Origin of the sequence: Cryobacterium sp. M91, assembly GCF_002929615.1 — a bacterium.
Classification (GTDB): Bacteria; Actinomycetota; Actinomycetes; order Actinomycetales; family Microbacteriaceae; genus Cryobacterium; species Cryobacterium levicorallinum.
On sequence record NZ_PJJT01000080.1, the window covers coordinates 32,650 to 47,031 of the forward strand.

The window sequence follows — 14,382 nt, forward strand, 5'->3', positions numbered from 1 at the left end:
CCGATGTACAGCGCGATAGCTAAGAACAAACGCAACACCGTTTTCATCATGATCCTGTTTTTCGTGATCATTGCGGGGCTCGGCTGGCTGGCCAACGCCGTCTATGGTACCGGCGGCTACGGCATCCTCATCGCCACCGTCGTCATCACGGCGCTCTACGTGATCATTCAGTACTACGCCGCCGGTCGCCAGGCCATCTCGATGAGCGGCGGCATCAGGGTCAACAGCAAGGCCGACCACCCGCGCCTCTGGCGCATCGTGGAGAACCTGTCGATCACGACCGGCACACCGATGCCCGAGGTCTACATCATCAATGATCCGGCGCCGAACGCTTTCGCCACCGGTCGCGACCCCCAGCACGCGATCGTCGCCGCCACCACCGGCCTGCTCGACATCATGGACGACTCCGAACTTGAAGGCGTCATGGCCCACGAGATCGGCCACGTGCGCAATTACGACATTCGCGTGTCGATGGTCGTGTTCGGCCTCGTTGTCGCGATCGGCTTCATTTCCGACATGTTCCTGCGCATGGCGTTCTTCGGCCGCAGCAACAACAGCAACGGCAACCCCGTCGTCATGGTCTTCGGGCTCGTGGCCATGATCGTGGCCCCGCTCATCGCGACCGTCGTGCAGCTCGCCATCTCTCGCCAACGCGAATATTTAGCGGATGCCACCAGCGCGTTGACGACGCGCCACCCGGATGCGCTCGCCTCTGCCCTGGCCAAACTGGGCGAATACGGTCGCCCCATGCAGAAGCAGAACAGCTCGATGGCCCACCTCTGGATCTCGGACCCGCTAAAGAAGGGCGCCATGGGCAAGCTGTTCGCGACGCACCCGCCGATCGCCGACCGCATAGAGCGCCTGACCGCCATGGGCAGCAAGTTCTGATTTAGTTTTCCCGCACATCGGGGCGTCACCCGGCGGCGAGATCTACCGCAGTTCGGCGGCCAGACCCCCAGCCAGGTTTCCCCGCGGCGCGACGACGACCTCCTCAAGTCCCTGCCAGAGCGCGGCTTCCCGCAGTACCTGCGCGAGCCGACCCGCGGTATCCGTCGGCGCCGCCGGCTCAGCCCAGGCCGACTGCACCCGGAGCACGCCGGCCTGCCGGTCGTTCTTCAGATCGACCCGGCCGACGATCATGTCGCCCAGCAGAATCGGCAGTGAGTAGTAGCCGAACACGCGCTTTGGTTGCGGCGTGTAGATCTCGATGCGGTAGTGAAAATTGAACAGCCGCAGGGCGCGGGCACGCTCCCAGACCACCGGGTCGAACGGCGACAAGACCGCCTGCGCGTCCATGGCCCGCGGCAGCCGGGCGTCGCGGTGCAGCCAGGCGCGCGCGCCCCAGCTCGCAACCTCCACCGGGAGTAACTCGCCGGCCTCCTCCAACTCAAGGATGGCTGAGAGTGCCGGCGCCGACTTCAGCCGAAAGTAGTCGGCGAAGTCCTTCACGGTTCCGATCCCGTGCGCGCGCGCCGAGCGGCGCACCAACTCGCGGTGGGCATCCGCTTCAGAAATTTCAGTGCCGAGCAGCTCGGGGGAGAAGACCTGCTCTGGCAAGGCATAGACCCGCTCAAAACGGATGCGCCCGGCGCTGACCACATCACCCCAGCGGAACAGAATTTCCAGCCCGGTCTTCACCTCGGACCAGCCCCACCAGGGCCCGCTGCGCTTGTTGGCGTCGTGTTCGATTGCGCTGGCCCGCATCGGGCCGTTGGCGGCGAGCTCGGCCAGGAGCCAATCGAGCATCGGCCGGTTGGCGTGCGACCAATCGTCGGGCGTGCGCGCTGAACGGTCGCGATAGTTCTGCATGCGCCAGTGGAACAGCGGCCAGACCTCGACCGGTAGAAAGGAGGCCTCGTGCGCCCAATACTCGGTAAAGCGGGCCTCGCGCCCCGTGGTCAACCGATCAAGCTGGGCCTTGTCATAGGCGCCGAGTCGGCTGAAGGCCGGCAGGTAGTGGCTGCGCTCGAACACGTTGACCGAGTCGATCTGCAGCAGCTCGAGTCGATTTACCAGACCCGTGAGCTGACGGATGCCGACGGCCGATCCAGGTCGCGCGCCGAAGCCCTGCGCGGCGAGCGCAATCCGCCGCGCGAGTGCGGGGGAAACTGTCGTGACCATTCGTCTCACTCTAGCTGCACCCCCGTTCACCTGGTGTTTACCCGGAAAACATGTGGCGGCCATGTAGCCTTCGTATTGTCGGGCGACCGGCACACCCTGCCCCGTAATCTGTTCACCCGGTGCGTTCGCACAGTAATCCAACGCTCCGGACCCGGTCACAATGGAGGAAAATTGTCACTCAAACGCACTCTCATGGTGTCCCTGGCCGCCGCAGCGGCCCTCACCCTCACGCTCAGCGGCTGTTCACCGGCCGCCGAGGCTCCGGCCTCGGGCGTCGACGCAGCGACCGCCACCAGCTTGAGCGCCTTCGGCGATCTGGCAGGCCTCGAAGAAGCCGCCATCGCGGAAGGTCAGCTGAACGTCATCGCGCTGCCGCGTGACTGGGCGAACTATGGCGCCGTTCTCGACCTGTTTGCCGAGAAATACCCGGACATCACGATCAACGAAGCGTCCCCGGATGGGTCCAGCGCCGAAGAGATCCAGGCCGCCGACAACCTCAAGGGCCAGGACACGGCACCGGATGTCTTCGACCTCGGCCTGGCTGTGGCCCTGTCCAGTACCGACCGCTTTGCGCCGTACCAGGTTGCCAACTGGGCCGACATTCCCGACGCGCTCAAGGAAGCCTCCGGCCTCTACGTCGGCGACTACGGCGGATACCTGTCGGTGGGCTACGACCCCGACGCTGTTCCGGAGCCCAAGGAGTTGACCGACCTGCTCGGCGCCGACTACACGGGAAAGGTGGCCATCAATGGTGACCCGACCCAGGCTGGTGCAGCGTTTGCCGCTGTCGGCCTCGCCACCGTGCAGAGTGGCGGAACGGTCGCTGACTTTCAGCCCGGCATTGACTTTTTCTCCGATCTCAATGCGGCCGGTAACTTTCTGAAGGTCAACCCGACGACGGCAACCGTCGCCTCCGGTGAGACCCCGGTGGTCTTCGACTGGGACTACCTCAACGTTGGCTACGGCGCCCAGCTGGAGGGCCAGCGCAACTGGAAGGTCGTCGTCTTCGACGGCACCGGTTACGCCGGCTACTACAACCAGGCGATCAACAAGGATGCTCCCAATCCCGCCGCAGCGCGGCTCTGGCAGGAATTCCTCTACAGCGATGAAGCACAGAACCTGTGGCTTGCGGGCGGCGCCCGCCCGGCGCGCGCCGAGGCCATGGCCGAGGCCGGCACCATCGATAGCGAGCTGTTCGATGCGCTGCCGAAGGCGCCGAGCGACACCGTCGTTCCGACCGAAGACCAGAGCACCGCAGCGGCAACGCTGCTCGGCGAGAAGTGGGCTGCCGCTGTCCAGTAACATCCGTGGTCGGGCAGCAGCCTTCGGGCTGCTGCCCTTCGCGGTGTATGTGTTGTTGTTCCTGGCTGTGCCGACCCTGATTGCCATCGGCACGGGCTTTTTCGACAATACCGGCGCCTTCACCCTGGCCACGGTCGCGGCCCTCGGCGATCCCGTCGTGCTCACCACCTTCTTCAACTCCTTCTGGCTGTCGGCGCTGACCGCCGTCGTCGGTGCCGTTGTCGGTGCTGTGGTCTGCTACGCCCTGCTCGGCGCTCGCCCCGACGGCCCGCTGCGTACCACCATCGACTCGCTCAGCGGGGTGCTGGCGCAGTTCGGTGGCGTCATGCTCGCCTTCGCCTTCGTCGCGACCATTGGCATTCAGGGCATGGTCACCCTGTATCTGCGCGACACCTTCGGCCTGGATATTTTTGAGAACGGCGTCTGGCTGTATTCGACGACCGGCCTTATCCTGCCCTACATCTACTTTCAGGTTCCGCTTATGATCATCACCTTTATGCCCGCCCTGCAAGCCTTGAAACCGCAGTGGGCCGAGGCGAACGCCACTCTCGGCGGAAGCACAGCCAGCTACTGGTTCCGTATCGCCTTTCCGGTGCTCGCGCCGTCCTTCATCGGCAGCCTGCTGCTGCTGTTCGCCAACGCGTTCTCCTCTTACGCCACCGCGGCGGCGCTGGTGAGTCAGGGCTCGCAGATTGTGCCCCTGCAAATTCGCGCCGCACTCACCAGTGAGACGCTGCTCGGTCGGGAAAACCTGGCCGGCGCGCTGGCCCTCGGCATGATCGTGGTGATGGCCGTCGTCATGGTCGGCTATTCAGTGCTGCAGTCACGGGCCGCGCGGTGGCAGCAATGACCGGACTGACCACCAACGGTGTGGCTCACGCGCCCTCCCGCACGGTTCGCACCATCATTCTCGGCGTGGTCGGGGTCATCTTCGCCGTGCCGATCGTGGCCATGATCGAATTCACCCTGCGTGCCGGGCTGGTCGGCGGCTACAACGTCGACCGCTGGGTCGCCCTGTTTCAGAGCGGATTCACCGGGGTGTACCGACCGGTGCTGGTAGCGCTCGGCAACTCGGTGGCTTTGGCCATTGGCACCGTTCTGATCGTGCTGCTGCTGCTCATACCCACCATGCTGCTCGTGCACATCCGTTTTCCCCGGCTGCGCCGAGTATTGGAATTCATCTGTATTCTGCCCATCACCATTCCGGCCATTGTGCTTGTGGTCGGGCTCGCGCCGGTCTACGCCATTGTGGCTCGAATGCTGGGCAGCGGCGTGTGGACCCTGGCCTTCGCCTACGGCATTACGGTGCTGCCCTTCGCTTATCGGGCCATTCAATCCAACCTCGACGGCGTCGACGTGAAAACGCTCACCGAAGCTGCGCGCACTCTCGGGGCTGGCTGGGGCAGTGTGCTCCTGCGGGTGCTCGTACCCAACCTGCGCCGGGGCATCCTGGCCGGAGCCTTCATCGCCGTGGCCGTCGTGCTCGGCGAATTCACCATCGCGTCCTTGCTGAACCGGGTCAACCTGCAAACCGCTCTCGTCGTCGTGAGCAAGGTCGACCCGTACACGGCCGTGATCCTCTCGCTGCTGGCCCTCGCCTTCGCTTTCCTGCTGCTCCTCGTTATCGGACGACTCGGTGCCCCGCGCACCCGAACATCGCGCCGCCGTACCACCGTGAAAGGTCCAGCATGAATTCACAGCAGCTGACAGCCCAGCAGCCAACCGCACCGACCCGACCGGGAACCGTCGTCGAATTCACCGGCGTCGTCAAAGAATTCTCCGGAATGCGCGCCCTGGACGGCTTCAACCTCACCCTGCACGCGGGCGAATGTGTCGCGTTGCTCGGCCCGAGTGGCAGCGGCAAGACCACGGCGTTGCGCGTGCTGGCAGGGCTGGAATCCACCGATGCTGGCAGTATCACCATTGACGGCATCGACGTATCAGCACTCTCCACCAGCAAACGCGACATGGGTATGGTGTTTCAGTCGTACTCGCTGTTTCCGCACCTCAGTGCCGGCGAAAACGTCGAATTCGGGCTGCGGATGCGAAAGATCAAGCCGGCCGAGCGGCGCCGCAGGGCGGCAGCGTCCCTGGCCATGGTCGGCCTCGACGACCACTTCGATCGCTTTGCACACCAGCTCTCCGGCGGCCAGCAGCAGCGGGTCGCGCTCGCGCGCGCACTCGTGACCGAACCGCGTGTGCTGCTGCTCGACGAACCGCTCTCGGCGCTCGACGCCAAGGTGCGCGTGCAGCTGCGCGACGAGATTCGACGCATTCAAACCGAACTTGGCATCACGACCCTGTTCGTCACCCACGATCAGGATGAGGCCCTCGCGGTCGCCGACCGCGTCGCCGTGATGCGCGCCGGCAATATCGAGCAGGTCGGCACGCCCGAAGAACTCTATTCCCGTCCGGCCACCCCGTTCATCGCCGACTTCGTCGGGCTCAGCAACCGCATCGACGGTCTCGTGCGCTCGGCTCGAGCCGAGGTCTATGGAACGAGCCTGCCCCTGATCGACCCGGCGACGCCCGACGGACCCGTGACGGTCTCGATCCGCCCGGAAGACATCGAGTTCGCAGCCGAGGGCCTCGCGGCGACCGTGGTCACCTCCAGCTTTCTTGGGTCGCTCCGCCGCACGACCCTGCGCCTGGCCGACGGCACCATTCTGTTTCTTCAGCACGGCGTGCGCGTGCACCCGAAAGCGGGCGAGAACGTGTTTGTCAACTTCACCGGGGCACCGGTCTCGACCGAGCGGGTGGAGACCGCCAGTGTGGCGCAGCAACAGTCCTGACAGCAGTCCTAGACTGTTTGAGTGAGCGAATCCACGGGCAATCCAGGTGCACGCGCGCTGCTACGGTTGCGTCGCAGGCGTTCGGCAGAGCGCGCGCGGGAGAGCGCTGATCTCGCCGGATCCGAGCTCGTTGTCACGCCGATCGAGGTTGTGACCGGGGCCCCCGCCGCCAACGGCGTCGACGAGAATCTGCCGGCCGGCATCCGTTTGGCTGGGGCCTGGTCCTGGCGTCTGATTGTGATCGCCGCCGCTATCGCCATTCTGGTCTTCCTGGTTATTCAGTTGCGGTTGATTGTCATTCCGCTGCTCGTGGCCGTGCTGGTTTCCGCGCTCCTGGTTCCGTTTGTGGCATTCCTGGTGCGGCATCACTGGCCTAAGGGCGTCGCTGTGGCGCTGGCGATGGTGGGCACGCTGGTGCTCGTTGCCGGTCTGGTCACCCTCGCCTCGACGCAGATCGCCGAGGGCACCGTTGGGCTGAGCGAACGGCTCACCCGATCACTCGACTCGTTCAAAGCGTTCCTGGCCGGCTCACCGCTGCAGGTTTCCGAGACTGATATCAACACGTACGTGCAGCAAGGGTGGGAGGCTCTCCAGGAGGATAGTGCGGTATTCATCAGTGGTGCTCTGTCGGTCGGGAGTACCCTAGGACACCTGCTGACCGGCCTGCTGCTGGCTCTGTTCAGCCTGCTCTTCATCCTCATCGACGGCAAAGCCATCTGGGGCTGGATCGTGCGAATTTTCCCGAGACGGGCCCGCGCGGCCGTCGACGGTGCGGGAATCGCCGGCTGGACCACCCTCGGCAACTTCGCCAAGGTGCAAATTCTGGTCGCTTCGATCGACGCGGTCGGCATTGGAGTGGGCGCGGCCCTGCTCGGGGTGCCGATGGCCATTCCGATCGGAATTCTGGTCTTCCTCGGCTCATTCATCCCCATCGTCGGTGCCGTTGCGACCGGATCGGTGGCGATTGTGATCGCACTCATCTTCAACAACTGGGCTATTGCCCTGGCCATGCTCGGTGTCGTCCTACTCGTGCAGCAGGTCGAGGGACACGTTCTGCAGCCGCTCATTATGGGAACCGCGGTGAAGGTGCATCCGCTTGCCGTCGTGCTCGTGGTGGCTGCCGGCGCCTTACTCGCCGGAATTCCAGGCGCTCTGTTCGCCGTTCCGGTGGCCGCGGTTTTGAACGCGATGACCAGTTACGTTGCTGGGGGTAGCTGGCGGTCGAGCCCACCGACGGTGCCGACGGTGCCGACGACCGGATCGGTGCTCTGGCAGACCGTGCCGCAAAGCCGACCGGGATATCGCACGTCCGGCGCACCGGCGCGCACAGCACGGCTGCGCCCGGGGACCCTCCTCACGTCGCGGGGGGCATCCGCGCGCGTCACCCCTACAGATTCGAGCGCACCCGGCGCCCCGCACGATAGTTCGGAGAACTAGAACATGCCAGAGACCACCCTCGTCGGACCGACCCTCGCCGAATTCGAGGCCGCTCGCGCGGTCGTCGCCCGGGTTGCGGATGTGACTCCGATGGAGAGCTCGCGCTACCTTGCCGATGTGTTGGGCGCGCCGGTCTACCTCAAGTGTGAAAATCTGCAGCGCACCGGCTCCTACAAGATTCGCGGTGCCTACAACCGACTGTCGAAACTGACCGAGGCGGAGAAAGCCCGTGGCGTCGTGGCGGCCTCGGCCGGAAACCACGCCCAGGGCGTGGCCTTCGCCGCGCGCGAGCTCGGCATCAAGGCGACCATCTTCATGCCCGTCGGAGTCGCGCTGCCGAAGCTGTCAGCGACGCGGGACTACGGAGCAGAGGTCATTCTGCGCGGAACGACCGTGAGCGAACCGCTGCTCGCCGCAGCCGAATACGCCCGGGAGACCGGCGCGATCCTGATCCCGCCGTTCGACCATGCCGATGTGGTCACCGGGCAGGGCACGCTCGGACTCGAAATTCTCGATCAGGTTCCCGACCTGGAGACAGTCATTGTTCCCATCGGCGGTGGCGGACTCATCTCCGGAGTGGCCAGCGCGCTCAAGCAGCGTGCCGCCCGGGAGGGGCGACACATCCGAGTGATTGGGGTGCAGGCGGAGAACGCGGCTGCGTATCCGCCCTCCCTCGCCGCCGGCGAAGCAGTGACGATCAACATGCTCCCAACCATCGCCGATGGCATCGCGGTGGCCAGGCCCGGGTTGCTTAATCTCGAGATCGTTCGGGACGCCGTCGACGAGATCGTCACCGTCACCGAAGACGACACCGCCCGCGCGCTCCTGGTGCTGCTGGAACGCGCCAAGCTCGTGGTTGAACCGGCCGGGGCAGTGGCGGTCGCCGCCATCCTGGCCGGCAAGATCACCCCTACCGGGCCGACCGTCGCCATCCTCTCGGGCGGAAACATCGACCCGCTGCTGATGCAACGCGTGATCAGCCACGGCCTCGCCGCGTCGGGACGGTACCTGACGCTGCGCATCATGCTGCCCGACCGTCCAGGTCAGCTGGCTCGAATCTCCGAGCTGCTCGCGGAGGCGACGGCCAACGTGATCGAGGTGCTGCACACCCGGCACGGCGTCGGCCTGCAGATCAGCGAAGTCGAACTCGACGTCAGCGTTGAAACTCGCGGGCCCGAACACCGCCAGCACGTCGTAGACACGTTGCGCGCCGCCGGCTACGACCCCCAGATCGACTAGCCCGGTCGACTAGCCCGGTCGACTAGGCAGACAGACAGGCCGGGCGGCAGCTGCTGCCGCCAGCGCTGTCGACCGTCGGCTGCTAGTTGATTGCTGCTGGCTGTGCAGCGTTGTAAGCGGGCCGCCTCATGCGTTGTGCATTGACCGCGCGAGGTGCCACTTCTGGCCCCTTGGCGAGCTCTCAAGGGGCTAAAGATGGCACCTCGCGTGCAGGGGAAGGCCAAGTGCAGCGAGTGGACAACCTGAGCCCCAATATCGGCGCGAATCGGCAGCCGAGCCTCGGCGGGGGAGTCAGGCGCCGGTGAACGTCTCCACGTTCGAGATCTGCACGGTGATCTCCTTGCCAGTGGGCGTGGTGTAGCTGGTCTTGGCGCCGACCTTGAGGCCGATGATCGCCGAGCCGAGCGGACTCTGCTCGCTGTACACGTCCAGGTCGCTGTTGGCGGCGATCTCGCGGCTGCCGATCAGAAAGCGGCTTTCGTCGCCGGCGATGGTGGCCGTGATGACGGTGCCCGGCATGACGGTGCCGTTGCTCTCTGGGGCGCGGCCGACCTCGGCGGTGCGCAGCAACAGGGTGAGCGTGCGAATGCGCGCCTCCATCTTGCCCTGCTCTTCTTTCGCCGCGTGGTAGCCCGAGTTCTCCTTGAGGTCACCCTCTTCTCGCGCGGACTCGATCTTCTTCGCGATGTCGCCCCGGCCAAAGTTGCTCAGTGTCGCCAGTTCCGCGGCGAGGCGGTCGTGGGCCTCCTGAGTTAGCCAGGTGACCGTTGTGTCGGTAATCACGAGTGATCTCCTTCAATACGCTCAAGCGCAGAAAGGCCGGTTGAGGGCCGCGCAGATATAGTCGTCGCCCGGGCGATTGCCGAGGCGAATACGTCAGTTTAGGTCAGCCAGCACTGGTAAATCAAACCCGTGTTGCTCAGATCGGTGGTGCGCAGAACCTCGGTGAACGACCGGTTGTACAGGCTGGAGGGCGGTAGATCGATGATCTTCCAGCCGACGACCGAATAGCTCTCGTTGAGAGCCTGAACCGCGCAACTCGCCGTGCGGTTCACCGGTAGCGCTACCTCGAAGGTGACGCTCACGCTGTGCTCATCAATGATGGTGTGCCCGATATCGCGCGCTTCTATCTGAGTGGATGCCCCGTCCAGGCCGGTCCACAGAACCCACGCTCCCAGCACCAACACGAAAACGCCACCGAGCCCCCACAGGATGCGGCGGTCGCGAACCCGGCGGGCCGGGGTGCGCCCGTAGCGCGATTGGATCGCGGCGCTCTCGGGTGCAGGTGCCGCGGCGACGTCAGATTCGTCGAGGCGCTCGGGCTGGCGGCTCGACTGAACTCCGATGGGCGTGCTGTTGAGGGGCACTGGCGATTTCACACTTCCGATGGAGCGATTAGGCTGGTATCTAGGTTATCTGGCCTAAGGTTATCTGGCATTCCTGAGGAGTATGGTGACGCTGCGATTGATGGCTGTGCACGCCCATCCCGACGACGAATCGAGCAAGGGCGCGGCAACATATGCCTACTACCGCAGCCTCGGCGTTGAGGTGATGATCGTGAGCTGCACCGGCGGCGAACGCGGCAGCATCCTGAACCCGTCCCTGACCGGCCATGCCATGGCCGAGCGTGACCTGCCCGGGCTGCGCCGCCTGGAGATGCAGGGTGCCCAGGAGGCGCTGAACGTGCAGCATCGCTGGCTCGGCTACGAGGATTCCGGTATGGATGAGGGCCAGGAGGCGCCACCGAACAGCTTTGCGGCCATTCCGCTCGACTACTCGGCTGAGCCGCTGGTGAATTTGATTCGGGAGTTCCGTCCGCAGGTGCTGATCACCTACGACGAAAACGGCGGCTACCCGCACCCGGATCACATCCGCTGCCACGAGGTCTCGATGGAGGCCTATCGTGCCGCCGCCGACCCGAGTCGCTACCCGCACACCGGGCAGCCGTGGCAGATCGACAAGGTGTACTACGACCGCATCTTCAACCTTGAACGTATCGATGCCATGTACCTCGCGCTGAGCGTGGCTGAGCCGGACTCTCCGCTGCTGGAGCCACTCGGCGCAGCCCGCGAGCGCATGGAGAATTACCCCAAGCTGGCCACCACGCACGTTCCCGCCGGTGATTTTCTTGAAGCTCGAGATGCCGCCCTACGCTCGCACGCGAGCCAGGTCACACCCGACAGCAGCTTCTTCTTCTGGCCCAACGATCTTGTCCGCGAGGCCTGGCCCTACGAAGACTTCCAACTCGTCGAATCGAAAGTAGACACCGCAATGCCCGAATCCGATCTGTTCGCCGGAATCCAGGACGACGCATGACCTCGCTGCTGAGCGTCGTGCTCGCCGCAACTCCCGACCCCGACTTCGACCCCAACACCGTCACCCCGGGCGTCGTCGGTTTTCTGGTCTTTTTCTTGATCGCGTTGGCAACCCTGCTGCTCTGCCTGGATGTGGTGCGTCGCATCCGTCGTACGACCTATCGCGCCGAGATCAAGGCACGCCTCGATGCCGAGGTCGCCGCCCGCGATGCCGACCCGAGCGCACCGACCACGCCTAGCGACAAGCCCGAATAAACCGTTACGGGTAGAGCGGATGCGTGGCGATCAGCAATATCGCCACGAAATGACACAGAAACGCCACGACCGTCAAGGTGTGGAAGATCTCGTGAAAGCCGAACACACCGGGAACCGGGTTGGGCTTCTTCAGCCCGTAGACGACCGCGCCGACCGTGTAGCAGAGCCCGCCGACGAGGATGAGCGTCATCATGGCCGCGTTGGCCTGGAAGAAATCCACGATGAACAGCAGCGCGCCATAGCCGAGCACCAGGTAGAGCGGCACGTACAGCCAGCGCGGGGCGTGAATCCAAAACACTCGAAATAGGATGCCCAGCCCGGCTCCGCCCCAGACCAGCCAGAGCAGCAGAGTCGCCTTTTCCGGCGGCAGCGCGAGCACCGTGATGGGCGTGTACGACCCGGCGATGAGCAGAAAAATATTCGCGTGGTCGATGCGCTTGAGAATGATGCGGGTGCGCGGCTGCCAGTTGAAGCGGTGGTATAGCGCTGAATTGCCAAAGAGCAGCATCGAACTGAGCACGAACACGGCCGAGCTGATCTTCGCCGCCGACCCCTCAGCGAGCACGAGCAGCACGATGCCGGCAGCGATCGTCACCGGAAATGTGCCAGCGTGAATCCAGCCGCGCCAGGTCGGTTTGACGTCTTCAGGGTGGGCGTCAGCCGCCTCGATCAGCGGCAGATTGGGGATATCGTGCTCGGTGGCCATGCTGCAAGGATACGGCAGGGCGTGGCCCGGGTGCCGCGAACGCCCGGGGAGTGGACTAGCGTAACTGTGTGCAGAAACCCCAGGTACCCTCGCCGCGTGGCATCCTCTATGGGCTGTATCAGCGCCGGCTGAGGCGTGGGCTCACTCCGGCACACATGCCTCACCACGTTGCCATGATCATCGACGGCAACCGGCGTTGGGCCCGGCAATTGGGGTTTCAAACCGCCGCGCACGGCCATCGAGCTGGCGCCGCCAAAATGCGCGAGTTTCTGGAATGGTGCGACGACCTCGGCATTTCGGTCGTCACCCTGTACCTGCTCTCCTCCGACAACCTCACCCAGCGCCCGAGCGATGAACTCGCCGATCTGATCGAAATCATCGCCGATCTCGCTGAGGAGCTCTCGCACTACCGCAACTGGCGGGTGCAACAGGTGGGGTCCAAGGCCGGCCTGCCCGAGCCGCTGGTCGCGGCTCTCGATGCAGCGGATGCCCGGACCAGCGGCCATAAGGGACTGCACGTCAACCTCGCGGTCGGCTACGGCGGCCGCACCGAGATCACCGACGCCATGCGCAGCATCGTCGCCACCCACCACGCGCACGGCGGCACCCTGGAAGACCTCGCAGAGACCCTCACGCCCGAACTCATCGGTCAGCATCTGTACACCGGCGGTCAGCCCGACCCCGACCTCGTCATCCGTACCTCGGGCGAGCAGCGGCTGAGCGACTTCATGCTCTGGCAGAGCGCGCACAGCGAGTTCTACTTCGTTGAAGCGCTGGGGCCCGACCTACGGCAGATCGACTTTCTGCGGGCTTTGCGCGACTTTTCCCGCCGGCAGCGGCGCTTCGGGGGGTAGCCACCCTGTGTTTGACAACCGATTGGAATTGCGCGCATGAATTCACTGCTCAGCTTCACCGACGGTTTTCGTGAGGAACCCGGCTACCTCGACTTCGGTCGGGTCGGCCCGCTCTCCGAGGCCGTGGTGGCTGAGACCCTCGGCCAAACCGAGGTATTGTCCCGCGCCCGCCACGGCAGCCTCGACCATCTGGTCGACCAGGATCTGCGTGCTCGCACCGCAGCGTCAGAGCTCACCGGCTTTGCCGCGGATCAGATCGTGCTGCAGCCCAACACGAGCTCCGGACTCATGCAGGCCATGTTTGGTCTCACCGGATCTGTGCTGCTCTCGGCCGGTGACTTTCCGAGCGTTCCGTTCGCCGCAGTGCGCGCCGCCGAAGCCCTGCACGTGGTGACTCCGCTCTGGTTGGAGACGGATCACGGCCGCGTCACCCCCGGACAGATCCGCGACCAGCTGACCCCGGCCGTCGCTGCCGTCGCCGTCTGCCTGGTCGATTCGCGCACCGGGTATCGCACCGACCTCGAGGGCATCCGCCAGGTCATCGGCGATCGCCTGCTCATCGTCGACGCGATTCAGGGCTTCGGCGTCGTCGATGCCGCCTATGAGGCAGCGGATGTCGTCGCTTCCGGTGGTCAGACATGGACGCGGGCCGGCTGGGGCACCGGGTTTCTCGCCCTCAGCGAACGGGCACTCGAGCGCCTGGTGCCCGTGATTTCCGGTTACGTCGGTACCGACACGGACGATCCCTGGGACGAGGTCACCCCGCCCAGTCACGCTGCCCGAGCCTTTCGGGTGACCAATGGGGACGCCATCGCGCAGGCGCGGTTCGCTGCTGCGCTCGAGCAGAGTTTCGACGTCGGTGTCGACGTGATCCAGAAGGCTATGAACGAGAATGTGTCGGAGATCATCGAGCTGGTCGATGAGTTCGTTGTCGATATCGTGTCGCCGCGGGATGTCGTCTCAAGGGCCGGCATCGTGGTCCTGGAGCCGCCAGCCGAACTTCTGACCACCCTGGTAGCCAGCCTGCACAACCACGGAATCACCGCAACCACCCGCGGCCGGACCGTGCGACTGTGTGTGCACGCGGCCCTCGACCCCGACACGGTAACCATGCTGAGGGGTGCGCTCACGGCGTACGCACTCTCAGCAAACTACTAGGAGTCGGCGCCGGCGTACCCGTCGTCCGCCTCAACGTCAGGTGAACGACAAATTTCGGTGGGCGTGTCGGGTTTCTTTTTTCTCCTGTAGGTCGTAGCGTCGCTTTCATCAGGTACGGCACCTGATCGAGACGGCCATATAAGTACGGCTCGAGAATTGCTTGATGGCCAGCTCGCCAAAGTGATCCGCGTCCTCGTGACGCA

15 protein-coding genes are annotated in these 14,382 nt (G+C 64.8%); 11 read left to right on the plus strand and 4 right to left on the minus strand.

What is annotated here, in order from left to right:
• Positions 1-3 precede the first annotated feature (3 nt).
• Positions 4-888, plus strand: coding sequence for a M48 family metalloprotease (locus CXY80_RS07225; RefSeq protein WP_092450399.1), 885 nt, complete (start codon positions 4-6; stop codon positions 886-888).
• A 42-nt stretch (positions 889-930) separates the two neighbouring features.
• Here CXY80_RS07225 and CXY80_RS07230 read toward each other — a convergent pair whose 3' ends face one another.
• Positions 931-2,121, minus strand: a complete 1,191-nt coding sequence (locus CXY80_RS07230) for a winged helix-turn-helix domain-containing protein (RefSeq protein ID WP_104132089.1) — start codon at positions 2,119-2,121, stop codon at positions 931-933.
• Positions 2,122-2,313: 192 nt separating this feature from the next.
• On the opposite strand from CXY80_RS07230, the gene CXY80_RS07235 reads away from it, so the two are divergent.
• From CXY80_RS07235 to ilvA, 6 genes are read left to right on the plus strand one after another with little or no spacing between them, the layout of a single operon-like run.
• A complete protein-coding gene (locus tag CXY80_RS07235; RefSeq protein WP_104132090.1) occupies positions 2,314-3,423 on the plus strand; it encodes an ABC transporter substrate-binding protein in 1,110 nt (369 codons plus the stop codon).
• Positions 3,320-4,273: an ABC transporter permease gene (locus CXY80_RS07240; protein WP_369828655.1), complete on the plus strand. Its 954-nt coding sequence runs from the start codon at positions 3,320-3,322 to the stop codon at positions 4,271-4,273. Before CXY80_RS07235 ends, CXY80_RS07240 begins: the two co-directional genes overlap by 104 nt.
• A complete protein-coding gene (locus CXY80_RS07245) occupies positions 4,270-5,115 on the plus strand; it encodes an ABC transporter permease (protein ID WP_092450392.1) in 846 nt (281 codons plus the stop codon). Before CXY80_RS07240 ends, CXY80_RS07245 begins: the two co-directional genes overlap by 4 nt.
• A complete protein-coding gene (locus CXY80_RS07250; protein WP_166787606.1) occupies positions 5,112-6,215 on the plus strand; it encodes an ABC transporter ATP-binding protein in 1,104 nt (367 codons plus the stop codon). Before CXY80_RS07245 ends, CXY80_RS07250 begins: the two co-directional genes overlap by 4 nt.
• 21 nt (positions 6,216-6,236) lie before the next feature.
• Complete coding sequence (locus CXY80_RS07255) at positions 6,237-7,652, plus strand: AI-2E family transporter (protein ID WP_233195107.1); 1,416 nt, start codon at positions 6,237-6,239, stop codon at positions 7,650-7,652.
• Between the two features lie 3 nt (positions 7,653-7,655).
• Positions 7,656-8,891: a threonine ammonia-lyase gene (ilvA, locus tag CXY80_RS07260; protein ID WP_104132091.1), complete on the plus strand. Its 1,236-nt coding sequence runs from the start codon at positions 7,656-7,658 to the stop codon at positions 8,889-8,891.
• A gap of 291 nt (positions 8,892-9,182) precedes the next feature.
• On the opposite strand, the gene greA is transcribed toward ilvA, so the two are convergent.
• The gene (gene greA / locus CXY80_RS07265; RefSeq protein WP_104132092.1) at positions 9,183-9,674 is read right to left on the minus strand and encodes a transcription elongation factor GreA; all 492 of its coding nucleotides are present in this window, start codon (positions 9,672-9,674) and stop codon (positions 9,183-9,185) included.
• A 98-nt stretch (positions 9,675-9,772) separates the two neighbouring features.
• Positions 9,773-10,258 carry a DUF4307 domain-containing protein gene (locus CXY80_RS07270; RefSeq protein WP_158251595.1) on the minus strand — a complete coding sequence of 162 codons (486 nt, stop codon included), beginning with the start codon at positions 10,256-10,258 and terminating at the stop codon, positions 9,773-9,775.
• 82 nt (positions 10,259-10,340) lie between these two features.
• On the opposite strand from CXY80_RS07270, the gene mca reads away from it, so the two are divergent.
• Both mca and CXY80_RS07280 read left to right on the plus strand, forming a co-directional pair.
• Positions 10,341-11,207, plus strand: coding sequence for a mycothiol conjugate amidase Mca (mca, locus tag CXY80_RS07275; RefSeq protein ID WP_233195109.1), 867 nt, complete (start codon positions 10,341-10,343; stop codon positions 11,205-11,207).
• Complete coding sequence (locus tag CXY80_RS07280) at positions 11,204-11,461, plus strand: hypothetical protein (protein WP_092450383.1); 258 nt, start codon at positions 11,204-11,206, stop codon at positions 11,459-11,461. Before mca ends, CXY80_RS07280 begins: the two co-directional genes overlap by 4 nt.
• Positions 11,462-11,465: 4 nt before the next feature.
• Here the strand turns inward: CXY80_RS07280 and CXY80_RS07285 are convergent, their stop codons facing one another.
• The gene (locus CXY80_RS07285) at positions 11,466-12,167 is read right to left on the minus strand and encodes a hemolysin III family protein (RefSeq protein WP_104132094.1); all 702 of its coding nucleotides are present in this window, start codon (positions 12,165-12,167) and stop codon (positions 11,466-11,468) included.
• Positions 12,168-12,235: 68 nt separating this feature from the next.
• Here CXY80_RS07285 and CXY80_RS07290 point away from each other — a divergent pair, with 68 nt between their 5' ends.
• Positions 12,236-13,021, plus strand: a complete 786-nt coding sequence (locus CXY80_RS07290; RefSeq protein WP_092450379.1) for an isoprenyl transferase — start codon at positions 12,236-12,238, stop codon at positions 13,019-13,021.
• 36 nt (positions 13,022-13,057) lie between these two features.
• Positions 13,058-14,179, plus strand: coding sequence for an aminotransferase class V-fold PLP-dependent enzyme (locus CXY80_RS07295; protein ID WP_092450377.1), 1,122 nt, complete (start codon positions 13,058-13,060; stop codon positions 14,177-14,179).
• Positions 14,180-14,382 lie beyond the last annotated feature (203 nt).